This is a genomic window from Streptomyces sp. NPDC051173 (assembly GCF_040689515.1).
In the GTDB taxonomy this organism is placed as follows: Bacteria; Actinomycetota; Actinomycetes; order Streptomycetales; family Streptomycetaceae; genus Streptomyces.
Window position 1 is genome coordinate 127,915 of record NZ_JBFBBD010000008.1, and the last position, 23,493, is coordinate 151,407.

The 23,493-nt window shown below is 72.2% G+C and carries 21 protein-coding genes, 1 pseudogene and 1 riboswitch; of the genes and pseudogenes, 19 read left to right on the plus strand and 3 right to left on the minus strand.

The window, feature by feature from the left end; genetic code table 11:
• The first annotated feature begins 166 nt into the window (after nucleotides 1-166).
• From rpe to AB0435_RS08055, 8 genes are all read left to right on the plus strand, one after another.
• Nucleotides 167-853, plus strand: coding sequence for a ribulose-phosphate 3-epimerase (rpe, locus tag AB0435_RS08020; RefSeq protein WP_366002932.1), 687 nt, complete (start codon nucleotides 167-169; stop codon nucleotides 851-853).
• Nucleotides 854-1,010: 157 nt separating this feature from the next.
• Nucleotides 1,011-2,000 carry a sugar-binding domain-containing protein gene (locus AB0435_RS08025; protein WP_366003064.1) on the plus strand — a complete coding sequence of 330 codons (990 nt, stop codon included), beginning with the start codon at nucleotides 1,011-1,013 and terminating at the stop codon, nucleotides 1,998-2,000.
• 163 nt (nucleotides 2,001-2,163) lie between these two features.
• Complete coding sequence (locus tag AB0435_RS08030; protein WP_366002931.1) at nucleotides 2,164-3,333, plus strand: pyridoxal phosphate-dependent aminotransferase; 1,170 nt, start codon at nucleotides 2,164-2,166, stop codon at nucleotides 3,331-3,333.
• Nucleotides 3,334-3,526: 193 nt separating this feature from the next.
• The gene (locus tag AB0435_RS08035) at nucleotides 3,527-4,969 is read left to right on the plus strand and encodes a GuaB1 family IMP dehydrogenase-related protein (RefSeq protein ID WP_366002930.1); all 1,443 of its coding nucleotides are present in this window, start codon (nucleotides 3,527-3,529) and stop codon (nucleotides 4,967-4,969) included.
• Between the two features lie 376 nt (nucleotides 4,970-5,345).
• Entirely contained in the window at nucleotides 5,346-6,839 is a 1,494-nt protein-coding gene (locus AB0435_RS08040) for an amino acid permease (protein ID WP_366002929.1), read from the plus strand.
• 10 nt (nucleotides 6,840-6,849) lie between these two features.
• Entirely contained in the window at nucleotides 6,850-7,305 is a 456-nt protein-coding gene (locus AB0435_RS08045) for an Lrp/AsnC family transcriptional regulator (protein WP_095580789.1), read from the plus strand.
• Between the two features lie 171 nt (nucleotides 7,306-7,476).
• Entirely contained in the window at nucleotides 7,477-8,277 is an 801-nt protein-coding gene (locus AB0435_RS08050; protein WP_366002928.1) for a carbon-nitrogen hydrolase family protein, read from the plus strand.
• A 59-nt stretch (nucleotides 8,278-8,336) separates the two neighbouring features.
• On the plus strand, nucleotides 8,337-10,052 hold the full coding sequence (locus AB0435_RS08055) for an NAD(P)/FAD-dependent oxidoreductase (protein WP_366426462.1): 1,716 nt from the start codon (nucleotides 8,337-8,339) through the stop codon (nucleotides 10,050-10,052).
• A 195-nt stretch (nucleotides 10,053-10,247) separates the two neighbouring features.
• Here the strand turns inward: AB0435_RS08055 and AB0435_RS08060 are convergent, their stop codons facing one another.
• Nucleotides 10,248-10,928, minus strand: a complete 681-nt coding sequence (locus tag AB0435_RS08060; protein ID WP_366002926.1) for a DUF5995 family protein — start codon at nucleotides 10,926-10,928, stop codon at nucleotides 10,248-10,250.
• Nucleotides 10,929-11,010: 82 nt separating this feature from the next.
• Complete coding sequence (locus AB0435_RS08065; protein ID WP_366002925.1) at nucleotides 11,011-12,414, minus strand: solute carrier family 23 protein; 1,404 nt, start codon at nucleotides 12,412-12,414, stop codon at nucleotides 11,011-11,013.
• 220 nt (nucleotides 12,415-12,634) lie between these two features.
• Between AB0435_RS08065 and AB0435_RS08070 the strand changes: the two genes are divergently transcribed.
• Nucleotides 12,635-13,024: a hypothetical protein gene (locus AB0435_RS08070; protein ID WP_366002924.1), complete on the plus strand. Its 390-nt coding sequence runs from the start codon at nucleotides 12,635-12,637 to the stop codon at nucleotides 13,022-13,024.
• 79 nt (nucleotides 13,025-13,103) lie between these two features.
• On the opposite strand, the gene AB0435_RS08075 is transcribed toward AB0435_RS08070, so the two are convergent.
• Entirely contained in the window at nucleotides 13,104-14,333 is a 1,230-nt protein-coding gene (locus AB0435_RS08075) for an MFS transporter (protein ID WP_366426463.1), read from the minus strand.
• A 169-nt stretch (nucleotides 14,334-14,502) separates the two neighbouring features.
• Nucleotides 14,503-14,633: riboswitch (FMN riboswitch) on the plus strand.
• Nucleotides 14,634-14,772: 139 nt separating this feature from the next.
• Here AB0435_RS08075 and ribD point away from each other — a divergent pair.
• From ribD to AB0435_RS08125, 10 genes and pseudogenes are all read left to right on the plus strand, one after another.
• Nucleotides 14,773-15,894, plus strand: a complete 1,122-nt coding sequence (ribD, locus tag AB0435_RS08080) for a bifunctional diaminohydroxyphosphoribosylaminopyrimidine deaminase/5-amino-6-(5-phosphoribosylamino)uracil reductase RibD (RefSeq protein ID WP_366426464.1) — start codon at nucleotides 14,773-14,775, stop codon at nucleotides 15,892-15,894.
• 2 nt (nucleotides 15,895-15,896) lie between these two features.
• Nucleotides 15,897-16,517, plus strand: coding sequence for a riboflavin synthase (locus AB0435_RS08085; protein WP_366002921.1), 621 nt, complete (start codon nucleotides 15,897-15,899; stop codon nucleotides 16,515-16,517).
• The gene (locus AB0435_RS08090; protein ID WP_366002920.1) at nucleotides 16,514-17,179 is read left to right on the plus strand and encodes a nicotinamide mononucleotide transporter family protein; all 666 of its coding nucleotides are present in this window, start codon (nucleotides 16,514-16,516) and stop codon (nucleotides 17,177-17,179) included. The genes AB0435_RS08085 and AB0435_RS08090 overlap by 4 nt, the downstream gene beginning before the upstream one ends.
• Before the next feature lie 53 nt (nucleotides 17,180-17,232).
• Nucleotides 17,233-18,513 carry a bifunctional 3,4-dihydroxy-2-butanone-4-phosphate synthase/GTP cyclohydrolase II gene (locus AB0435_RS08095; RefSeq protein WP_366426466.1) on the plus strand — a complete coding sequence of 427 codons (1,281 nt, stop codon included), beginning with the start codon at nucleotides 17,233-17,235 and terminating at the stop codon, nucleotides 18,511-18,513.
• A gap of 40 nt (nucleotides 18,514-18,553) precedes the next feature.
• Entirely contained in the window at nucleotides 18,554-19,039 is a 486-nt protein-coding gene (gene ribH / locus AB0435_RS08100; RefSeq protein WP_366002918.1) for a 6,7-dimethyl-8-ribityllumazine synthase, read from the plus strand.
• A gap of 33 nt (nucleotides 19,040-19,072) precedes the next feature.
• Nucleotides 19,073-19,345: a phosphoribosyl-ATP diphosphatase gene (locus tag AB0435_RS08105; protein WP_116210688.1), complete on the plus strand. Its 273-nt coding sequence runs from the start codon at nucleotides 19,073-19,075 to the stop codon at nucleotides 19,343-19,345.
• A gap of 57 nt (nucleotides 19,346-19,402) precedes the next feature.
• The gene (gene hisG / locus AB0435_RS08110; RefSeq protein WP_366002917.1) at nucleotides 19,403-20,251 is read left to right on the plus strand and encodes an ATP phosphoribosyltransferase; all 849 of its coding nucleotides are present in this window, start codon (nucleotides 19,403-19,405) and stop codon (nucleotides 20,249-20,251) included.
• Nucleotides 20,252-20,298: 47 nt separating this feature from the next.
• Complete coding sequence (locus AB0435_RS08115; protein ID WP_366002916.1) at nucleotides 20,299-20,754, plus strand: PH domain-containing protein; 456 nt, start codon at nucleotides 20,299-20,301, stop codon at nucleotides 20,752-20,754.
• Between the two features lie 201 nt (nucleotides 20,755-20,955).
• Nucleotides 20,956-22,293, plus strand: coding sequence for a hemolysin family protein (locus tag AB0435_RS08120; RefSeq protein ID WP_366426465.1), 1,338 nt, complete (start codon nucleotides 20,956-20,958; stop codon nucleotides 22,291-22,293).
• Nucleotides 22,290-23,315 (plus strand): annotated as a pseudogene (locus AB0435_RS08125) (hemolysin family protein); the annotation flags it as partial. The gene AB0435_RS08120 and the pseudogene AB0435_RS08125, both read left to right, overlap by 4 nt.
• Nucleotides 23,316-23,493: the final 178 nt, after the last annotated feature.

The following is a 23,493-nucleotide window of genomic DNA, read 5'->3' on the forward strand; positions in this document are numbered from 1 at the left end:
TGCGGCTCCGCCGCGTGGGGGGCTGCGCCCAGGCCCCTGCAACACGCTTCGCGCGTTGTCCTCAAACTCCCCCAGCGGTAGCTGGGGGAGCTCCCGCCGCAGGCGGCGAACCGGCCCGCAGCGGACCCGGGCGAGCCCAGCGCACGCGGCATGGCAAGCTAAACGCATGGCCGCGCAGATCAACCCCAGCATCCTCTCCGCCGACTTCGCCCGCCTCGCCGAGGAGGCGAAGGCGGTGCAGGGCGCCGACTGGCTCCATGTCGATGTCATGGACAACCACTTCGTCCCCAACCTCACGCTCGGGGTGCCGGTCGTCGAATCGCTCAGCAGGGCCACGGACACCCCCCTCGACTGCCACCTGATGATCGAGGACCCGGACCGCTGGGCCCCGCAGTACGTGGAGGCCGGCGCGGGCTCGGTCACCTTCCACGCCGAGGCCGCCGCGGCGCCGGTCCGGCTGGCGCGGGAGATCCGGGCCAAGGGCGCCCGCGCGTCGATGGCGCTCAAGCCTGCGACGCCCATCGAGCCGTACGAGGACCTGCTGCCCGAGCTCGACATGCTGCTGATCATGACCGTGGAGCCCGGCTTCGGCGGTCAGGCGTTCCTCGACATCATGCTCCCCAAGATCCGCCGGACCCGGGAGCTCATCCAGCGGCACGGTCTGGAGCTGTGGCTCCAGGTCGACGGCGGGGTGTCGGCGAAGACGATCGAGCGCTGCGCGGAGGCCGGGGCGGACGTCTTCGTGGCCGGCTCCGCCGTCTACGGTGCGCAGGACCCGGCGGCCGCCGTACGCTCGCTGAGGGAGCAGGCGGAGCAGGCCACGGCCGCCGCGCCCTGGGCCTGCGCGCACTGACGGTCCCGCACCGCGCCCGGAACGCCGTGGCGCGGCGCAGGGCCTGATCAAAGGACCGCCGTTTCTGACAGGATGACGGTCGAGTCCACAGCTTGAACACAGACTTGAACACAGAAGTGAGGAGACCGAGGTGTCGACGGGCCGTTCTGCCACGCCGATGGGGCCCGCCGAGCTGGTGCAGGCGGCGGCCATGGCCCGCCGCTTCTACCTCGAGGGCAAGTCGAAGATCCAGATCGCCGAGGAGTTCGGCGTGAGCCGCTTCAAGGTGGCCCGCGTGCTGGAGACCGCTCTGGAGCGGGATCTGGTGCGGATCGAGATCCGGGTGCCGGCCGAGCTGGACGCGGAGCGCTCCGACGCGCTGCGCGCCCGCTACGGCCTGCGGCACGCCGTGGTCGTCGAGTCCCCGGCCGACGCGGCCGAGGACGCGCCCGACCCCGAGAACCTCGGTGAGGTGGCCGCAGACCTGCTCGGCGAGCTGGTGCACGAGGGCGACGTCCTCGGCCTGGCCTGGGGCCGCTCCACCATCCACATGGCCGCGGCCCTGCACCGGCTGCCGCCGTGCACGGTCGTCCAGCTCACCGGTGTCTACGACGCGGGCACCGCCGAGCGCGGCTCGGTGGAGGCCGTGCGCCGCGCGGCCCAGGTGTCCGGCGGCGAGGCGCACCCGATCTACGCGCCGATGCTGCTGCCCGACTCCGCCACCGCCGCGGCCCTGCGCGGCCAGACCGGCATCGCGCGGGCCTTCGAGTACTTCGACAAGGTCACGGTGGCCGCCGTGTCCATCGGCTCCTGGGCGCCCGGCATCTCGACCGTCTACGACATGCTCGGCGAGGAGGAGCGCGCGCACTACGCCTCGCTCGGCGCCGCGGCCGAGATGTCCGCGCACCTCTTCGACGCCGAGGGCCGGCGTATCGGCCGTGACCTGGGCGAGCGCTGCATCACCGTCGAGGCGGACCGGCTGCGCCGCATACCGGAGGTCGTCGCGATCGCCGGTGGCCTGCGCAAGGCCGCCGCGATCGGCGCGGTGCTGCGGTCCGGGCTGGTCACGAGCCTGGTCACCGACACCGCCGCCGCCGACTATCTGCTGCTGGAGACCGGCCCGGGCCCGCGCCCGGCGCTGGACCGGGCGGACCCGGACGGCAACTGACCCGCCACGCTTTCACCCGTACCGCCCGCCGGGGGCCCCGGCGGGCGGTACGCGTATCCGGCCCGTTTCCGTTAGGCAGGCCCCGCTCCCCGCGAGATGTCCGGCTGTGACAATGTGCGAACGCACCGTGCCCCGCACATCCGTCAGCCGAGGGAGAGCACGCATGACCCGGAAGCCCGTCAACAGCCGCCTTGCCGAGTTCGGTACCACCATCTTCGCGGAGATGTCCGCCCTGGCGGCCCGGACCGGTGCGATCAACCTCGGTCAGGGCTTTCCGGACACCGACGGCCCCGAGGAGATCAGGGAAGCGGCCGTCCGCGCCCTGCGGGACGGGCGCGGCAACCAGTACCCGCCCGCCGCCGGCGTCCCCGAGCTGCGCCTCGCCGTCGCCGACCACCAGGCGCACCGCTACGGCCTGGCGTACGACCCCGACACCGAGGTCCTGGTCACCGCGGGCGCGACCGAGGCGATCGCCGCCGCGCTGCTCGCCCTGGTCGAGCCCGGTGACGAGGTGATAGCGCTGGAGCCGTACTACGACTCGTACGCGGCCTGCGTCGCCATGGCGGGCGGCAAGCGGGTGCCCGTGACGCTGCGCCCCCGCGACGGCGCCTTCCGCCTGGACCTCGACGAGCTGCGCGACGCCGTCACCCCCAGGACCCGGGTGCTCCTGATCAACACCCCGCACAACCCGACGGGCGCGGTGCTCACCCGCGAGGAGCTCGCCGCCGTCGCCGCCCTCGCGGTCGAGCGCGACCTGCTCGTCATCTCCGACGAGGTCTACGAGCACCTCGTCTTCGACGGTGAGCACGTCCCGCTCGCCTCCCTGCCCGGGATGCGCGAGCGGACCGTCACCATCGGCTCCGCGGGCAAGACCTTCTCCTTCACGGGCTGGAAGGTCGGCTGGGTGACGGCGCCGGCGGCCCTGGTCGACGCGGTCCGCTCGGCCAAGCAGTTCCTGACCTACGTCTCGTCGGGCCCGTTCCAGTACGCGATCGCGGAGGCGCTGCGGCTGCCCGACAGCTACTTCGAGGACTTCCGCGCCGACCTGCGGGCCAAGCGCGACCTGCTGGCGGCCGGGCTCGCGGACGCGGGCTTCGCCGTGCACCGCCCGGCCGGCACGTACTTCATCACGACCGACATCCGCCCCCTCGGCGACACCGACGGCCTGGCCTTCTGCCTCGCCCTCCCCGAGCGGGCGGGCGTGGTGGCCGTGCCCAACACCGTCTTCTACGACAACCGCGCCGAAGGCGCCCCCTTCGTCCGCTTCGCCTTCTGCAAGCGCACGGCCGTCCTGGAGGAGGCGGTGGCCCGCCTCAAGGGCCTGTCGGCCTGACCGGCGGCCTCCTGTCCGATGCCACAGACGCGCCGGCCCGTCTCTGGGCGAACCCATGAGAATCGGGCTCCGGTTCGTCACTACGCGGAGGCATCATGGATGATGGGTCCAGGAACCTCAGCCCGATCCGGCGCTGGCTCGGTGCTGACTCCCCACCCGCCTTGTACTCAAAACCGCAGGTGAGAGAGCCAGTATGCGATTCCTCAACGATCAGAAGCCGCCGTACGACCTGACGTACGACGATGTGTTCATGGTGCCCAGCCGCTCCGCGGTCGGCTCCCGCCAGGGTGTGGACCTCTCCGCCCCCGACGGGACCGGCACCACCATCCCCCTCGTGGTCGCCAACATGACCGCGATCGCCGGCCGCCGCATGGCCGAGACGGTCGCCCGCCGCGGTGGCCTCGTGGTCATCCCGCAGGACATCCCGATCGAGGTCGTCACCGAGGTCATCTCCTGGGTCAAGGGCCGCGACCTGGTCCTCGACACCCCGATCGTCCTCGCCCCCACGCAGACCGTCGCCGACGCGCTGTCGCTGCTGCACAAGCGCGCGCACGGCGCCGGTGTCGTCGTCGACGGCGACCACCGCCCGGTCGGCGTCGTCACCGAGTCGGACCTGACCGGTGTGGACCGCTTCACCCAGCTGTCCGAGGTCATGTCCAAGGAGCTGCTGCTCCTCGACGCCGACATCGACCCGCGCGAGGCGTTCAACAAGCTCGACGCCGCGCACCGCAAGCTCGCGCCCGCCGTCGACAAGGACGGCAGGCTCGCGGGCATCCTGACCCGCAAGGGCGCCCTGCGCGCCACGCTCTACACCCCCGCCACCGACGCGGACGGCAAGCTGCGCGTCGCCGCCGCCGTCGGCATCAACGGCGACGTGGCCGGCAAGGCCAAGGCCCTGCTGGAGGCCGGTGCCGACACCATCGTCGTGGACACCGCCCACGGCCACCAGGAGTCGATGATCTCCGCGATCAAGGCCGTCCGCGGCCTCGACCCGCAGGTCCCGATCGTCGCGGGCAACATCGTCGCCGCCGAGGGCGTGCGCGACCTCATCGAGGCCGGCGCGGACATCATCAAGGTCGGTGTGGGCCCCGGTGCCATGTGCACCACCCGCATGATGACCGGCGTGGGCCGCCCGCAGTTCTCCGCGGTCATGGAGTGCGCGGCCGAGGCGAAGAAGTACGGCAAGCACGTCTGGGCCGACGGTGGCGTCCGGCACCCGCGCGACGTCGCCATGGCGCTCGCCGCCGGTGCCTCCAACGTCATGATCGGCTCCTGGTTCGCCGGGACGTACGAGTCCCCGGGCGACCTCCAGCAGACCGCCGACGGCCGGCTCTACAAGGAGAGCTTCGGCATGGCCTCGGCGCGTGCCGTGAGCAACCGCACCAGCGAGGAGTCGGCCTACGACCGGGCCCGCAAGGGGCTGTTCGAGGAGGGCATCTCCACCTCGCGGATGTTCCTCGAGCCGGACCGCCCGGGCGTCGAGGACCTGATCGACTCGATCATCGCGGGCGTCCGCAGCTCCTGCACCTACGCGGGCGCGGGCTCCCTGGAGGAGTTCCAGGAGCGTGCCGTCGTCGGCGTCCAGAGCGCCGCGGGCTACGCCGAGGGCAAGCCGCTGCACGCCAGCTGGCAGTAAGCGAAGCGATCCCCGAAGGGGCGCGGTCCGGTTCTCCGGGCCGCGCCCCTTTCGCGTTCCCCGGGGCCTGTGACCCATGACCCGGTCGGCGACTGTTGACGCCGACATGTACCGATTCGTAAGGTGACGTGCAACGATCGCCCGTTCCGGCCCCCCGCACGCAATGATCGTACGGGCATACGCAAGAATGGTGCATTACGAGCGCACGCACCCACCTCGTAGGGTCTGCGCTGTACGTGGAGTGGCGGATACCGCTTGCTCGCGGTCCCCCTCCTTCCATGGGTTTGCTCCGCTCTGCCGGGCGCGCGCCCCGGTGGGGTGCCGTCGGTGGTCGTCCCCTCCGCCCTCGACAGGCAGCGACGAATGGAGCCACCCAGTGTTGGACCACGGCACAGCGCCCCCCGCCGCGGGCGACGACCAGCGCTCCCCGCGCCCGGCCGCCGGCTTCGCGGCAGGTCTCATGCGGCGCAAGCCGGTCGAGCGCCTCGTGGCCGAGGGCGGGCAGGGCGAGGGCGGTTCGCTGCGCCGCTCGCTCGGCATGTGGCAGCTGACGATGATCAGCATCGGCGCGACCCTCGGCACCGGCATCTTCGTGGTGCTCGGCGAGGCCGTCCCCAAGGCGGGCCCCGCCGTCATCATCTCGTTCGTCATCGCCGGCATCACGGCGCTCTTCTCGGCCCTCTCCTACGCGGAGCTGGCCGGCACCATCCCGGTCTCCGGCTCCTCGTACTCCTACGCCTACGCCACCCTCGGCGAGCTCGTCGCCTGGGTCTGCGGCTGGTGCCTGATCCTGGAGTACGGCGTCTCCGTCGCGGCCGTCGCCGTCGGCTGGGGGCAGTACCTCAACGAGCTGCTCGACGGCACGATCGGCGTCACCATCCCCGCGTCGCTGGCCAACCCGCCCGGCGACGGCGGCGTCTTCAACCTGCCCGCCCTGCTCGTCGTGCTGCTGTGCATGGCCTTCCTGCTGGGCGGCGCCAAGGAGAGCGCCCGCGCCAACACCATCATGGTCGGCGTGAAGATCGTCGCGCTGCTGCTCTTCTGCGGCGTCGCCTTCCAGGGCGTCAAGGCCGGCAACTACACCCCGTTCATGCCGCTCGGCATCGCGGGCCTGAGCTCCGCCGGAGCCTCCCTGTTCTTCTCCTACATCGGCTTCGACGCCGCCTCCACCGCAGGTGAGGAGGCCAAGGACGCGCAGCGCGACCTGCCGCGCGCGATCATGCTCTCGCTGATCATCGTCACCGCGCTCTACTGCCTGGTCGCCGCCGTCGCCGTCGGCGCCATGCCCTGGCAGAAGTTCGAGGGCAGCGAGGCCGCGCTCGCCGGGATCATGAAGGACGTGACCGGCCAGAGCTTCTGGGCCGTGCTGCTCGCCGCGGGCGCCGTCATCGCCATCGCCTCCGTCGTGCTGACCGTCCTCTACGGCCAGACCCGCATCCTCTTCGCGATGTCCCGCGACGGCCTGGTGCCCAAGGTCTTCTCCAAGGTCCACGCCAAGAGCGGCACCCCCCGGGCCAACACCGTCATCGTCTCGCTCTTCTGCGGCATCCTCGCCGCGGCCATCCCGCTCGGCCAGCTCGCGGACGCCACCAGCATCGGCACGCTCTTCGCGTTCGCCCTGGTCAACATCGCCGTCATCGTGCTGCGCCGGACCCGGCCGGACATGAAGCGCACCTTCCGGGTGCCGCTCAGCCCGGTCTTCCCGGCCATCGGCTTCCTCCTGTGCGTCTACATGATGGGCAGCCTCGACAAGGTCACCTGGATGGTCTTCGGTGTCTGGATGGCCGTCGGGCTCGTGATCTACTTCGGGTACGGGAAGAGCCGCTCGCGGCTCGCCCGGGAAGAGACGCAGGTCCCCCTAGAGAAGTGATCCACCCGCAGTGCGACTGAACGATCTCGACGAACGCATCGTCCACGCCCTCGCCGAGGACGCCCGCCGCTCCTACGCCGACATCGGCACCGAGGTCGGCCTGTCCGCGCCCGCAGTCAAGCGCCGCGTGGACAGGCTGCGGGCCGAGGGCGCCATCACCGGGTTCACCGTACGGGTGGACCCGGCGGCGCTCGGCTGGGAGACCGAGGGCTTCATCGAGATCTACTGCCGCCGGAACACCTCGCCCGAGGCCATCCACCGCGGCCTGTCGCGCTATCCGGAAGTGGCGTCCGCCTCCACCGTCACCGGCGAGGCCGACGCCATCGTCCAGGTCTTCGCCTCCGACATGCGCCACTTCGAGCGGGTGCTGGAGCGCATCGCGGGCGAGCCCTTCGTCGAGCGCACCAAGTCCGTCCTCGTGCTCTCCCCCCTGCTGCGCCGCTTCAGCTCCGGCGCCCCCTCCTGAGCGACCCCGCCACCCCGCGAGACTCCGCGCAATGAATCGCCGCGGAGGCGGCACAACGCGCAACGAATGACGCGTTGATACGCAATGGTGGCGCCTTGTCGTGCGGAGTTACCGGCCCGTACCGTCAAGGCGTCCTTAACGAAACCCTCGCGACAGGTGAAGAGAGGCCGCATGACGCCGCTGCGCACCGCGCTGTACCAAGGCCGCCCCGGCGTCCCCGCCTCCACCGCCGAGACCCTCGACGCCCTGGCCGCCGCCGCGCGCCGGGCCGCCGACGCGGGCGCCCGGCTGCTGCTCACCAACGAGCTGTACCTCACCGGCTACGCCCTCGGCGCCACCGTGCGGGAGCGGGCCGAGCCCGCCGACGGACCCGGTGCCCGGGCCGTCGCCCGCATCGCCGCCGAGCACGGCCTGGCCATCGGCTACGGCTACCCCGAGCGCGCCGGCGCGGTGCTCCACAACTCCCTCCAGCTCATCGGGCCGGACGGGGAGCGCCTCGCGCACTACCGCAAGACCCACCTCTTCGGGGACTACGAGACCGCCCACTTCACGCCCGGCGACGAGCCGGTCGTCCAGGCCGACCTCGACGGCGTCCGCCTCGGCATGCTGATCTGCTACGACGTCGAGTTCCCCGAGCCGGTGCGCGCGCACGCGCTGGCAGGCACCGAGCTGCTGCTCACCCCGACCGCGCTGATGCGGCCGTACGAGATCGTCCCGCAGACGATCGTCCCGGCCCGCGCCTGGGAGAGCCAGCTCTACATCGCCTATGCCAACCGCTGCGGCACCGAGGGCGAATTCTCCTTCGCCGGCCTCAGCTGCCTCGCCGCCCCCGACGGGACCGTACGGGCGCGGGCGGGCGCGGGCGAAGACCTGATCATCGCCGACGTGGACCCGGCGCTGCTCAAGGCGTCCCGCGCCGAGAACACCTATCTGAGCGACCGCCGCCCGGAGCTCTACGGCTCGCTCGGCTGAAGCAGTACACCCCCCAACACCCCCCACTGTTCCCCCTTTTCCGCAGGAGAGTTCAGCCGATGACGTCCATGGTGCCCAACGCCGCCCACGACGAGCCGTCGCAGCCGGCCCTGCCGCCGATCACCATGGTCGGCCCGGACTTCCCCTTCCCGTACGACGACTTCCTCGCCCACCCGGCGGGTCTCGGGCAGATACCCGCGACCGAGCACGGCGCCGAGGTCGCGGTCATCGGCGGCGGCCTCTCCGGCATCATCACCGCCTACGAGCTGATGAAGATGGGCCTCAAGCCCGTCGTCTACGAGGCGGACCAGATCGGCGGCCGGCTGCGCACCGTCGGCTTCGAGGGCTGCGACCCCTCGCTGACGGCCGAGATGGGCGCGATGCGCTTCCCGCCGAGCTCCACCGCCCTCCAGTACTACATCGACCTGGTGGGCCTGGAGACGAAGCCCTTCCCCAACCCGCTCGCCCCCGACACTCCCTCGACCGTCGTCGACCTCAAGGGCGAGTCGCACTACGCCAAGACCATCGACGACCTGCCGGCGGTCTACCGCGAGGTCGCCGAGGCGTGGAACGCCTGCCTGGAGGAGGGCGCCGACTTCTCCGACATGAACCGCGCCCTGCGGGAGCGCGACGTGCCGCGCATCCGGGAGATCTGGGCGAAGCTCGTCGAGAAGCTCGACAACCAGACCTTCTACGGCTTCCTCTGCGAATCCACCGCCTTCAAGTCCTTCCGCCACCGCGAGATCTTCGGCCAGGTCGGCTTCGGCACCGGCGGCTGGGACACCGACTTCCCCAACTCCATCCTGGAGATCCTGCGCGTCGTCTACACCGAGGCGGACGACCACCACCGCGGCATCGTCGGCGGCAGTCAGCAGCTCCCGGTGCGGCTGTGGGAGCGCGAGCCCGGCAAGCTCGTCCACTGGGCGCCCGGCACCTCGCTGTCCTCGCTGCACGGCGGCGAGCCGCGCCCGGCCGTGACCCGGCTGCACCGCACGGCCGGCAACGGCATCACCGTGACCGACGCGTCGGGTGACATCCGTACGTACAAGGCGGCCGTCTTCACCGCCCAGTCGTGGATGCTGCTGTCGAAGATCGCGTGCGACGACTCGCTCTTCCCCATCGACCACTGGACGGCGATGGAGCGCACCCACTACATGGAGTCCTCCAAGCTGTTCGTGCCCGTCGACCGGCCGTTCTGGCTGGACAGCGCCGTCGATGACAAGGGGGAGCCGACCGGGCGGGACGTCATGTCGATGACGCTCACCGACCGGATGACGCGCGGCACCTATCTCCTGGACGACGGGCCCGACAAGCCGGCCGTCATCTGCCTCTCGTACACCTGGTGCGACGACAGCCTCAAGTGGCTGCCGCTGTCGGCGAACGAGCGCATGGAGGTCATGCTCAAGTCGCTCGGCGAGATCTACCCCAAGGTCGACATCCGCCGTCACATCATCGGCAACCCGGTGACCGTCTCCTGGGAGAACGAGCCCTATTTCATGGGCGCGTTCAAGGCCAACCTGCCCGGCCACTACCGCTACCAGCGGCGCCTGTTCACCCACTTCATGCAGGACCGCCTGCCGGAGGACAAGCGCGGCCTGTTCCTCGCCGGCGACGACATCTCCTGGACGGCGGGCTGGGCGGAGGGCGCGGTGCAGACGGCGCTCAACGCGGTGTGGGGTGTGATGCGTCAGTTCGGCGGCGCGACGGATGCGGCGAATCCGGGCCCTGGCGACCGCTACGACGAGCTGGCACCGGTGGAACTGCCGGAGGACTGACGTCTTTTCGTCCGCGGGCCGGTTCGCGCCTGCGGCGGGCTTTTCCCCTACCCGCCCCTTCCCGAACTGGGGCTGCGCCCCAGACCCCGCAACACGGCTTCGCCGCGTTGTCCTCAAACGCCGGACGGGCTGGATTGTGTTGCGGGGGTCTGGGGGCTTGCCCCCAGTTTCGGGAAGGGGCGGGGCTGGGGAAGATCACCCCAGCGGCGTCAGCAGGCAGCGGCTCACCAACCCCACGCCCGCGTCGAGCCGTTCGACGAGATCCTCCGACACGTCGGGAAGATCCCGCACCGCCCAGAGCCCCCGGAAAGCCGCCCACGCCGCCCCCCGCGCGGCCTCCAGACTCCACGCCCCCACCAAGTGCGTCAGTGGATCCGCCACATCCAGAAGCTCCGGTGCCAAGCCCTCCCGCACCCGCTCCTCCAGAGCGACGAGCACCTCACCGACCCGGTCGAAGTCCCCTTCGAGCGCGCGCGGTTCGGTGTCCAGGGCGCGGCACGTGTCGGCGAGAGCCAGTGGCAGGTCGTGGCCGATGTGGGCGTTGATGCCCGCGAGTGCGAACTGCAGGGGGCGTACGGCGGGGTGGCCGCGCAGTTGGAAGAGGGGGCGCCAGCAGGCGGGTGGGCGGCGGCCCGCCGCCGCGCCGTCGACGGCGTTCAGATAGCGCTCGGCGAAGCGTACGTCCAGCTCCGTCGCCGACCCCCGGTCCGCGAACGCCCCCGCCGAGAGGCGCCGGGCGATCTCCTCGGTGACCGTGAGGTAGACGCCGTTGAAGACCGCGACCCCGTCCCGTGGCGGCAGGGTCTCCGCCAGCCGGCGCATCCGGGCCACGACGCCCTCGATGGCGGGTGCCGCCCGCACTCCTGCCGTCGTCATGAACACACGGTGACATGTGCGTACGCAGCGTAGGGTGCGGGCGCCGGTGGTTGACCGGAACGGATGACGCCGGATGGCGCGGTCAGCGTTCGTCGCGGGTCGTGTCCTCCTCGGCCGCCGCGTCGTAGCCGCTCGTGCCCGCGTCCAGCAGCGGCTCCTGCGTCCTGAGGTGGGCCGGGGCCAGGGCGCGCAGGACGTGGTAGCCGGAGAGGACCACGATGGTGCCCAGCGCGATGCCGCTGAGCTCGAAGTTGTCGCTGACCTTGAGGCCGACGCCGCCGATGCCGATGATGACGCCCGCGGCGACGGGCACGAGGTTCAGCGGATTGCGCAGGTCGACCTTGTTGTGGACCCAGATCTGCGCGCCGAGCAGGCCGATCATGCCGTAGAGGATGACGGTGATGCCGCCGAGCACCCCACCGGGCACGGCCGCGACGACGGCGCCGAACTTGGGGCAGACGCCGAAGAGCAGGGCGAAGCCGGCCGCGGCCCAGTAGGCGGCGGTGGAGTAGACACGGGTGGCCGCCATGACGCCGATGTTCTCGGAGTAGGTGGTGTTGGCCGGGCCGCCGACTGCGGTGGAGAGCATCGTGGCCGCGCCGTCCGCGGAGATCGCGGTGCCGAGCTGGTCGTCCAGGGGGTCACCGGTCATCTCGCCGACGGCCTTGACGTGTCCGGCGTTCTCGGCGATCAGGGCGATGACGACCGGCAGGGCCACCAGGATCGCGGACCAGCTGAACGTCGGCCCGTGCAGCGAGGGCAGGCCGATCCAGTCGGCCTTGGAGACGCCGGAGAGGTCGAGCCGCCAGTGGTCGACCGCCTCCGGCCCGCCGTGCACGGAGTGGATCTTCCCGAAGGCCCGGTCGAAGACCCAGGAGATCCCGTAGCCGAAGAGCAGGCCCAGGAAGATCGCGACGCGGGACCAGAACCCGCGCAGGCAGACCACGGCGAGCCCGGTGACGAGCATCGTCAGCAGCGCCGTCCACTGGTCCTGCGGCCAGTACGTCCGGGCGGTGACCGGTGCGAGGTTGAAGCCGATCAGCATGACCACGGCGCCGGTGACCACCGGCGGCATCGCCGCGTGGATGATCCGCGCGCCGAACCTCTGGACGGCCAGGCCGCTCAGGAACAGCGCCGCGCCGACCACGAAGATCGCGCCGGTGACGGCCGCGGTGCCGCCGCCCTGCGCCCTGATGATCGCGGCGACCCCGACGAAGGAGAGGCTGCACCCCAGATAGCTGGGCACCCGGCCGCGCGTCGCGAGCAGGAAGAGGATCGTCGCGACGCCCGACATCATGATCGCGAGGTTGGGGTCGAGGCCCATGAGCACCGGGGCGACGAAGGACGCGCCGAACATCGCCACCACGTGCTGCGCGCCGAGCCCCGCCGTCCGCGGCCAGGTGAGCCGCTCGTCCGGTCGCACGACGGCCCCGGGTGCCGGGGTGCGCCCGTCCCCGTGCAGAGTCCAGCGCACGCCGAGGCCCATGAGTGCTCCAAATGTTCGAAGTGGGGGGAGAAATCCGGACCATGTTAAGTGGCGCCGGCCCGTGGTCCCGGCCGTCGCCACCGGGCCGGCCGGGCCCGCCGTTGCTGCAATCGGGGTAATCAATGGTCCGTACGACTGTATGACCGTGAACTTGGGCTGTTTCCTGCTTCGTGCGAGGTATGGGTCTCTGTGTCCGATTCCTGCAATCCAGGAGACATTCATGCGTAACCTCGTCGGCCGCACCGCGGCCGCCACCGTGCTCGCCGCGGCTGCCATCGTCCCGATCGCCGGCGTGGCCCAGGCCGCACCGGCCCACACCGCGACGGTCCAGGCCTGGAGCCACGACCACGACCACGACGGTGACCGTGGCGACCACGGCCGTGACCGTGACCACGGCCGCTGGGACCACGACCACGGCCGCTGGGACCACGGTCGTGACCACGGCCGCTGGGACCGTGACGACTGCGACCGCGGTCGTGGCGGCTGGGACCGCTGGGACCGCTGGGACCGTGGGGACCGTGACGACTGCGACCGTCGCTGCGACTTCGGCGGCCGTGACTTCGGCCACCGTGGCTTCGGCGGCCTCGGCGGTCTGTTCGGCATCCTCTAACCACCGACGGCTCACCGCCGGCTGGTTCCGGGCCGTACGGGGTACCCATGAAGGTCCCCCGTACGGCCCACTGCCGTGTTCACTCCAGGCCCGGTGACTCCGCCGCGGAGCTCGCACGCTCGCCCGCCGGACCCGCACCCACCGCGCCGCGCGCGGGAGTACGCAGCACCCCCGCCCCCAGCACCATCCCCGTCGTCAGCACGGTGACCAGGGTGAACGACACCACGAGTGAACTGGCGTGCGCGATCTGGCCGATGGCGGCCGGCGCGATAAGCCCCGACGCATAGGTGATCGTGGCGACCCCGGCGATGGCCTGGCTCGGCGCGGGACCGCCGCGCCCCGCCGCCGCGAACGCCAGCGGCACCACCACCGCGATGCCCAGGCCGATCAGCGCGAAGCCCGCGATCGCGGCCGCCGGCCCGCCCCCGGAGACCGCCAGCACCCCGCCGGCCGTGGCCAGCACGCCACCCGCCCGTACGGTCCGCACCGGTCCGAACCGGCGCACCGCCGCGTCACCCACGAACCGGGCCGCCGCCATCGTGCAGGAGAACGCCGTGGTGCAGGCGGCCGCGACGCCCGGATCCGACCCGATGACGTCGCGGAGGTAGACCGCCGACCAGTCCAGGCTCGCGCCCTCCGCGAACACCGCGCAGAACCCCACCGCGCCGATGGCCAGCGCCGCCCGCGGGGGCAACGAGAAGCGTGGCGGCGGGTGTTCGCCGGGCGCCGTCCGCAGGTCGAGCACCCACCGGCAGGTGAGTGTGCCGAGGAGTACGAGCGCGCCCGCCGCGATCCCCAGGTGGAGACGGGCGTCCGTGCCTGCGTGTGCCGCGACCGTGCCCGCCGCCGAACCGGCGAGCACCCCCGCGCTCCACATCCCGTGCAGCCCCGACATGATCGAGCGGCCGATCCGCTCCTCGGTCTCCACGCCCAGCGCGTTCATCGCCACGTCCGCCATGCCCGCCGTCGCGCCGTAGAGGCCGAGCGCCGCGCACAGCGTGAGCGGGCCGGGGGAGAGGGCGGGCAGCGCCAGGGACGCGCACCACGACGACAGCAGCAGGCGCAGCGCGGCCCGTGAACCCAGCCGGTGGCTCACCCGGCCCGCGAGCGGCATCGCCACCGACGCCCCGATCGCGGGGAACGCCAGCGCCAGCCCCAGCCGGCCCGCGTCGATCCCCGCGTGCGCCTGGATCCAGGGGACACGGGTCGCGAAGCTGCCGGTCACCGCGCCGTGCACGGCGAACACCACGGCCACCGCGAGCCGCGCCCGGCGTAACCGGACGTCCGTACCCCTCTTGTCCGCGCCCATGGAGGCGCATCCTCCCGGAACCGGGCGGGGCCGGTCGACCCCTTGCGGCGACCTACATCACCGTGGACACCGCCCCGCCCCTCGGCGTACGCTCAAAGGCGTCGGACCGGCGGTGTTCAAGGAACGCGCAGGTCAGGCTCGATGTAGCATCTACAGACAATTAGTTACGCAGCGCACTCCGGGGTCGGTGAAAGTCCGAACCGGCGGTTACAGTCCGCGACCCGTCCGCATCCAGCGGCCGGTTGACCAGGTGAAATTCCTGGACCGACGGTTAAAGTCCGGATGGGAGGCAGTGCGCGGCGGGCACGCATACCGGCACACCGGCGTCAGGTGATCCGGCCCTCTTCAGGGGCGGACCCCTCTTTTTCGGCCTCGGCGCACCCCGGTCCGCGTCCCCGCTCTTCGTCGTCCCGTACGACGGCCCCGGAGTCCGTGCCCGATGAGGCAGGAGGACCCGGTGGCCACCCAGGCCGAAGCCGACGCGATGCGTCGGGCCATCGCACTCGCCGCACGCGCCCTCGGCTCCACCAGCCCCAATCCCGTCGTCGGCTGTGTCCTGCTCGACGCACACGGCCGCACCGCCGGTGAGGGCTGGCACCGCCGAGCGGGCGGGCCGCACGCCGAGGCCGACGCCCTCCAGGACGCGGCGGACTCCGGCCGCGACATCCGCGGCGGCACCGCCGTCGTCACCCTCGAACCCTGCAACCACACCGGACGCACGGGCCCTTGCGCACAGGCCCTGCTCGCCGCCGGAGTGGCCCGCGTCGTCTACGCCGTCGCCGACCCGAACCCCACGGCCACCGGAGGCGCGGCCGCCCTGGCCGCCGCCGGGGTCGACACGGAGGGCGGGCTGCTCGCCGACGAGGCCGCCGCGGGCAACGCCGCCTGGCTCACCTCGGTGCTCCGCGGCCGCCCCTTCGTCCAGTGGAAGTACGCCGCGACGCTCGACGGCCGCAGTGCCGCCGCCGACGGCACCAGCCGCTGGATCACCTCCGCCGCGTCCCGCGCCGACGTCCACCGGCTGCGCGCCGAGGCCGACGCCGTCGTCGTCGGCTCCGGCACCCTGCGCGCCGACGACCCGCGCCTGGCCGTCCGCGGCCGGGACGGCGTCACTCAGCCGCTGCGGGTCGTCGTCGACACCCACGCCACGGTCAAGCCCGGCGCCCGCGTCCTGGACGACGCGGCCCCCACCCTGATCGCCGTCGGCGAGCACGCCGACACCCGGCACCTGCCCGGCACCGACACCGTCCGGCTGCCGCACGGCACGGCCGGCCTCGACATCCACGCACTGCTCGCCGAGCTGCACGGGCGCGGCGTCCGCTCCGTCCTGCTGGAGGGCGGGCCGTCGCTGGCCGGCTCCTTCGTCGCCGCCGGGGCCGTCGACCGCGTCGTCGGCTACCTCGCGCCCGCGCTGCTCGGCGCCGGACCCGCCGCCCTCGGCGACGCGGGCATCGGCACCATCGCGCAGACGCTGCGCCTGGAGGTGACCGACGTCGCCCGCCTCGGCCCCGACCTGCGGATCACCGCCACCCCCACCGCCTCCGCCCCTGAGGAGAACTGAACGTGTTCACCGGAATCGTCGAAGAACTGGGCGAGGTCGTCGCCGTGGACAGCCACGGTGATTCCTCGGTCTTCCGGCTGCGCGGCCCGCTCGTCACCGAGGGCGCCAAGCACGGCGACTCGATCGCCGTCAACGGCGTCTGCCTGACCGTCGTGGAGACCGCCGACGGCGAGTTCACCGCCGATGTGATGGCCGAGTCCCTCAAGCGCTCCAGCCTCGGCGCCCTCGCCCCCGGCTCCCGGGTGAACCTGGAGCGGCCCATGGCACTCGGCGGGCGCCTCGGCGGCCACATCGTCCAGGGCCACGTCGACGGCACCGGCACCGTCGTGGCACGAACTCCCGGCGAGCACTGGGAGATCGTCAGGATCGCCCTCCCGGCCGGGCTGCGCCGCTACGTCGTCGACAAGGGCTCGATCACCGTCGACGGCGTCAGCCTGACCGTGGTCGAGGCGGGCGACGACTTCTTCACCGTCAGCCTCATCCCCACCACGCTCCAACTGACCACCCTGGGCATCAAGCAGCCCGGCGACCCCGTCAACCTCGAAGTGGACGTGCTCGCCAAATACGTCGAGCGGCTGCTGGCCGACGGCGCGGTCCCGGGTGCCGGGGAGCCGGTCGCGTGAACGCCGTGCAGTGGCTCAACGACGAGGCGTTCTCCGTCCTCGGCCAGCGCGTCATCTGGTCCGACATGATCGGCAACAGCGTGGGCCTCCTCGCGCTCGCCCTCGGCTGGCGGCGCTCCATATGGTCCTGGCCCACGCAGCTCCTCTCCGGCGTGATCCTCGTCGCCGCCTACGCCTCCGCCCACCTCAGCGGCGGCATCGGCAAGCAACTCCTCGTCATCGGCGTCTCGCTGTGGGGCTGGCGGCAGTGGCAGCGCGGCCGCCGCGACGCCCAGGACGGCTCGATCGCCGTCCGCTTCGCGACCTGGCGGGAGCGCGGCGCCCTGCTCGCGGGCACCGCCCTCGGCACGCTCGCCGTCGGCGGCCTCTTCACCGCCGTGCCGGACCTGTCCTGGAACCCCTGGCCGGACGCGTACATCTTCGTCGGCACGCTCGCCGCGATGGTCTGCCAGGCCCGCGGCCTCACCGAATTCTGGTTCGCCTGGCTGCTCGTGGACGTGGTCGGTGTCCCGCTCGCCTTCAGCAGCGGCCTCGCCTTCTCCGGCCTCGTCTACGTCGTCTACTTCGCCGTCGTCGTGTGGGGCATGCGCGACTGGTGGCTCCGCTCCCGCGCCCTGACGGGCGCCGCCGAGCGGGCCGTGCCGGAAGGGGCACTGTCATGACCCGAGCGACCCAAGGAACCCAAGGAACCCAAGGAACCCAAGCAAAGGGAATGATGACCGCCGTGCAGAACTGGCACGAGACCGAGGACCTCACCCTCGACCCGGTCGAGCGCGCCATCGCCGACATCGCGGCCGGGCGGCCCGTCGTCGTGGTCGACGACGAGAACCGCGAGAACGAGGGCGACCTCGTCGTCGCGGCCGAGAAGGTCACCACCGAGATCGTCGCGTTCATGATGAGCGAGTGCCGCGGCCTGATCTGCGTGCCCCTGGAGGAGCCGGACATCGCCCGGCTCGACCTGCCGCAGATGGTCGAGGCCAACACCGAGGCGATGCGCACCGCGTTCACCGTCTCCGTCGACGCCGTCCCCGCCCACGGCATCTCCACCGGGATCTCCGCCGCGGACCGCGCCGCCACCATCCGGCTGCTCGCCAACCCCACGACCGGGCCGGGCGACTTCGTCCGCCCCGGCCATGTCTTCCCGCTGCGCGCCCGGCCCGGCGGCGTCCTCGTGCGCAACGGCCACACCGAGGCCGGCGTGGACCTCGCCCGGCTCGCCGGACTGCGGCCCGCCGCCGCGATCGTGGAGATCGCGGGCGAGGACGGCGCGATGCTGCGGCTGCCCGACCTGATCCCCTTCGCCCGCAAGCACGGCCTGGCGGTCATCTCCATCGAGGACCTGATCGCCTACCGCCGGTCCGCCGAGCCCACCGTCCGGCGCGAGGCCGAGACCCGGCTGCCCACGGCCTTCGGCGACTTCCGGGCCGTCGGCTACCGCTCGACCGTCGACGGCGTCGAGCACATCGCCCTCGTCTCGGGCGAGCTCGGCGACGGCGAGGACGTCCTCGTGCGCGTCCACTCCGAGTGCCTCACCGGCGACGTCTTCGGCTCGCTGCGCTGCGACTGCGGCCCGCAGCTGCACGCCTCGCTCGAACGGATCGCCACCGAGGGCCGCGGCGTCGTCCTCTACCTCCGCGGCCACGAGGGACGCGGCATCGGCCTGCTGCCCAAGCTGCGCGCCTACGAGCTCCAGGAGGACGGCCGCGACACGCTGGACGCCAACCTGGAACTGGGCCTGCCCGCCGACGGCCGTGACTACGCGGCGGGCGCGCGGATCCTCGCCGACCTCGGAGTGCGCTCGCTGCGGCTGATGACCAACAACCCCGACAAGACCGCCGCCCTCGTGCGGCACGGCCTGCGGGTCACCGGCCGCGAGCCGATGCCCGTCAAGGCCGGCGAGCACAACCTCCGCTACCTGCGGACCAAGCGGGACCGGATGGGGCACGACCTGCCCTGGCTCGACCCCGACCCGGTCTCCGCCTGCGGCAACCAGTAGATCCACGACGCGTCACCCGACCAGAAACCCGAGGAGAAACGTGAGCGGCAAGGGCGCCCCCGAGCTGAGTGTGCGGAACTGTCAGGACCTGCGTGTGGCCGTGATCGCCGCGCAGTGGCACGAGAAGGTGATGGACGGACTCGTCGACGGTGCCCTGCGCGCCCTGCACGACCTCGGCATCGACGAGCCGACCCTGCTGCGCGTCCCCGGCAGCTGGGAACTCCCCGTGGTCGCCAAGGTGATGGCCGGCCGCGGCTACGACGCGATCGTGGCGCTCGGCGTCGTCGTCCGCGGCGGCACCCCCCACTTCGACTACGTGTGCCAGGGCGTCACCCAGGGCCTCGCCCAGGTCTCCGTCGACACCGGCGTCCCCGTCGGCTTCGGCGTCCTCACCTGTGACGACGAGGCACAGGCCCTGGACCGGGCCGGCCTGGAGGGCTCGAACGAGGACAAGGGACACGAGGCGGTCACCGCCGCCGTCGCCACCGCGGCGATCCTCCGTTCGGTGTCCGAGCCCTGGCACTGAAGCGGCAGGGGAGCGGCGTAGGGTAGGACCACCATGTCCAAGAAGACGTTCGAGGAGCTCTTCACCGAGCTCCAGCAGAAGGCCGCCACCGGCGACCCCGCCACCTCCCGCACCGCCGAGCTCGTGGGCAAGGGCGTCCATGCCATCGGCAAGAAGGTCGTCGAGGAGGCCGCCGAGGTCTGGATGGCCGCCGAGTACGAAGGCGCCGACGCCACGGCCGAGGAGATCTCCCAGCTCCTCTACCACGTCCAGGTGATGATGGTCGCCCGGGGAATCTCCCTCGACGACGTATACGCTCACCTCTGATCAGCACCACCCCAGCACATCCCCCCAGCAATCCCACGCACGAAGGAAAACGACCTCATGCTGCGCATCGCCGTTCCCAACAAGGGTTCTCTCTCCGAGCCTGCGTCGGCGATGCTCCATGAGGCCGGATACCGCCAGCGCAAGGACCGCAGGGAACTGGTCCTGGTCGACTCAGCCAACGACGTCGAGTTCTTCTTCCTGCGCCCCCGCGACATCGCGGTCTACGTGGGTTCCGGCAAGCTCGACATCGGCATCACCGGCCGGGACCTGCTGCTGGACTCCGGCTCGCGGGCCGAGGAGATCATGCAGCTCGGCTTCGCCGGGTCCACCTTCCGCTACGCCACCCGCCCGGGCACCGCGAAGGACGTCGGCGAGTTCGGCGGGATGACCGTCGCCACGTCCTTCTCCGGCCTGGTCACCAAGCACCTCGCCGACAACGGCGTCGACGCCTCAGTCGTCCACCTCGACGGCGCTGTCGAAACCGCCATCCAGCTCGGCGTCGCCGAGATCATCGCGGATGTCGTCGAGACCGGCACCACCCTGCGCAACGCCGGACTGGAGATCATCGGCGAGCCGATCCTGGAGTCCGAGGCCGTCGTCATCCGCCGCGCGGGCGCCCCGGCCGACGACCCCAAGGTCCAGCAGTTCCTCCGCCGCATGCAGGGCGTCCTCGTCGCCCGCCGCTACGTGATGATGGACTACGACATCCGGGTCGAGCACGTCGAGCGCGCCGTCGCCCTCACCCCCGGCCTGGAGTCGCCCACCGTCTCCCCGCTGCACCACGAGGGCTGGGTCGCGGTCCGCTCCATGGTCCCGTCCAAGGACGCCCAGCGGATCATGGACGAGCTCTACGAACTGGGCGCGCGCGCCATCCTCACCACCGGCATCCACGCCTGCCGCCTCTGACGGCGCCCACCCCGCACGCGAGCCCCGACGACGCCGAGAGAACCCACGTGTCCACCCCCGTACCGCCGCCCGGTCTTCCGGTCACCTTCCGCCCGACCGTCACCCGGGCCGTACTGCTCGGCCTCGGGGCCGCGCTGTTCGTCGTGCTCACGGCGGGCGCCCTGCTGACCGGCAGCTTCAGCACGGGGGACCGGATCACCTTCACCACCGCCGGACTCGTCGTCTTCGGGGTCCTCGCGCTGCTCGCCCGGCCCAAGGTCGTCGCCACCGAGGACGGCGTCACCGTCGTCAACATGGCGACGACCCGCAAGCTGGCCTGGGCCCAGATCGTCCGCGTCAACCTGCGCGCCGGCGACCCCTGGGTCCGCCTCGACCTCTCCGACGGCACCACCCTGTCCGCCATGGGCATCCAGCCGGGCATCGCCAAGCAGCAGGCCGTCGCCCACGCCCGCGCCCTGCGGGCCCTCGCCGAGGCACACGGCACCGGCCGGTCCGCGACCTGACCGCCGCCGACCGCCCCAAGATCGCGAGTCCTTGATTACTCTGGTGCCACGGGCACACCCGCCCCGCCCCGCACACCGCTTTCCCGGCCGTGGTCCCCACGGCCCCGCGGGGCACCTGCGAACCGAGGAGTGACTCCCTCCGGCAATGGACGGATCGTCCTGTAGTACCTGCGCCGCCGCCCACCGTGACGAGGCGGCGGCATGAGTGTCACCGTGTCCCTGCTGCTTCTCGCGGCAGCGCTCTTCCTCATTCTCGCGAACGGCTTCTTCGTCGCCGCCGAGTTCGGCCTGGTGACCGTCGAGAAGCCGGAGGCCGAACGGGCCGCCGCCGACGGCGACCGCCGCGCCCGCACCGTCGTCGCCTCCCTGCGCGAGCTCTCCTTCCAGCTCTCGGGCACCCAACTCGGCATCACCATCACCTCCTTGGTGGTCGGCATGCTCGCGGAGCCCGCCCTCGGACGGCTGCTCACCGGGCCGCTCACCTTCGCCGGACTGCCGGGCGGCGCCGCCCCCGGCGTCGCCGTGGTGACCGGCATGCTGGTGGCGTCCGCCGTCCAGATGGTCATCGGCGAACTGGTGCCGAAGAACTGGGCCGTCTCCCGGCCCCTCCAGGTCGCCCGGTTCGTCGCCGGCCCGCAGCACGCCTTCGCGCACTTCTTCCGGCCTGTGATCACCCTGCTCAACGCGGTCGCCAACCGGCTCGTACGGGCCCTGGGCGTCGAGCCCGCCGAGGAGCTGGCCTCCGCCCGCACCCCCGGCGAACTCGTCTCCCTCGCCCGGCACTCGGCCCGCGCCGGAGCCCTGGAGCAGGACACCGCCGACCTGTTCGTACGGACCCTCTCGCTCGGCGGCCTCACGGCCCAGCACGTGATGACCCCCCGGGTGAAGGTCAGCGCCCTCCAGTCGACCGCGACCGCGGAGGACGTCCTCAACCTCACCCGCGCCACCGGCCTCTCCCGCTTCCCGGTCTACCGGGAGCGCCTGGACGAGGTCGTCGGCATGGTCCACCTCAAGGACGCCCTCGCGGTCCCCGGCCACGACCGGCTGCGCACCCCGGTCGGCCGGATCGCGGTCGCGCCCATGCTCGTGCCGGAGACCCTGCCCGTGCAGCCGCTGCTTGAGCAGCTGCGCAGCGAGCAGCCGATAGCCGTCGTCGTCGACGAGTACGGCGGCACGGCCGGTGTGGTGACGCTGGAGGACATCGTCGAGGAGCTCGTCGGCGAGGTGCGCGACGAGCACGACGCCGAGGACGCCCACCGGCCCGAACTCGCCCCCGTCGCCTGCGAGGACGGCCGCGCCGCCTGGGACGCCGACGGCGGCTGCCGGGTCGACACCCTGCGCCGCGTCGGCCTGGAGGCGCCCGACGGCCCCTACGAGACGGTCGCCGGCCTGGTCGCCGGTCTCCTCGGCCGGATCCCCGCCCCCGGCGACACCGCCGAACTGCCGGGCTGGCGGCTCTCCGTGCGGCAGGTGGCGCACCACCGGGCCGAACGGGTGCGCCTCGTGCGCACCACCGGTGCCAAGGGGGAGCAGCGATGAGCGTGCTGCAACTCCTCTTCGCCGTGCTGCTGGTGCTCGCCAACGGCTTCTTCGTGGGCGCCGAGTTCGCGCTCGTGTCCGTGCGGCGCAGCCAGATCGAGCCGAAGGCCGCCGAGGGCTCCGCACGGGCCCGTACGGTGCTGACCGGGCTGGAGAACCTGCCGCAGATGATGGCGGCCGCGCAGTTCGGCATCACCGTCTGCTCGCTCACCCTCGGCGCGGTCGCCGAACCGACGGTCGCGCGCCTGCTGGAGCCCGTCTTCCACGCGGTGGGGCTGCCCGACGGGCTGGTCCACCCGCTGGGCTATGTGATCGCCCTGGCCCTCGTGGTCTTCCTCCACCTCGTCATCGGCGAGATGGTGCCGAAGAACCTCGCGATGTCGGCGCCCGACCGTGCCGCGCTGTGGCTCGGCCCGGGACTCGTCGCCTTCGCCCGGCTGTGCCGGCCGGTCACGGCCCTCCTCGGCGCCTGCGCGCACGGAGTGCTGAGGCTGTTCCGGGTCGAGCCCAAGGACGAGATCGAGGCGGTGTTCACCAGCGAGCAGCTCAACCGCCTGGTGGAGGACTCCCGCCAGGCCGGCCTCCTCGAACCGGCGGAGCAGGAGCGGCTGGAGGACGCGCTGGAGCTGGGCAGCCGCCCGGTCACCGACGTCCTCCTCGACCCGGCGACGCTGGTCACGGTCGCCCCGTCCGTCACCCCCCGGCAGATCGAGGAACTGACGGTACGCACCGGCTACTCCCGCTTCCCGGTGGCCGGTCCGGGCGGCGCCTTCATGGGCTACCTGCACGTGAAGGACGTCCTGGACCTGGAGGACCGCGAGCGCGCCGTGCCGCAGCACGTCTGGCGGCGGGTGGAGACCGTGCGGGCCGAACTCCCGCTGGACGACGCGCTCACCGTGATGCGGCGGGCGGCGGCGCATCTGGCGGCCGTGACCGACGCGTCCGGGAGGGTGCTGGGTCTTGTGGCGCTGGAGGATGTGCTGGAGATGCTGGTGGGTGAGGTGCGGGATCCTTCGCATCGGGTGGCTGCGCCGGTGCGGTCTCTGGTGGCGGATCCGCGCATCGAGGTCCTCGTCCCTCAGGAGCGGGGCGTGATGACGGCCTGCGACGCCCTTCTCGCCGCGCTGCGAGACGACCTCGGTGCCCTTGTAGAGCGTGGCGTCGTCGTGGCGCTCGGTGTCGAAGTCGATGGGGGTCTCG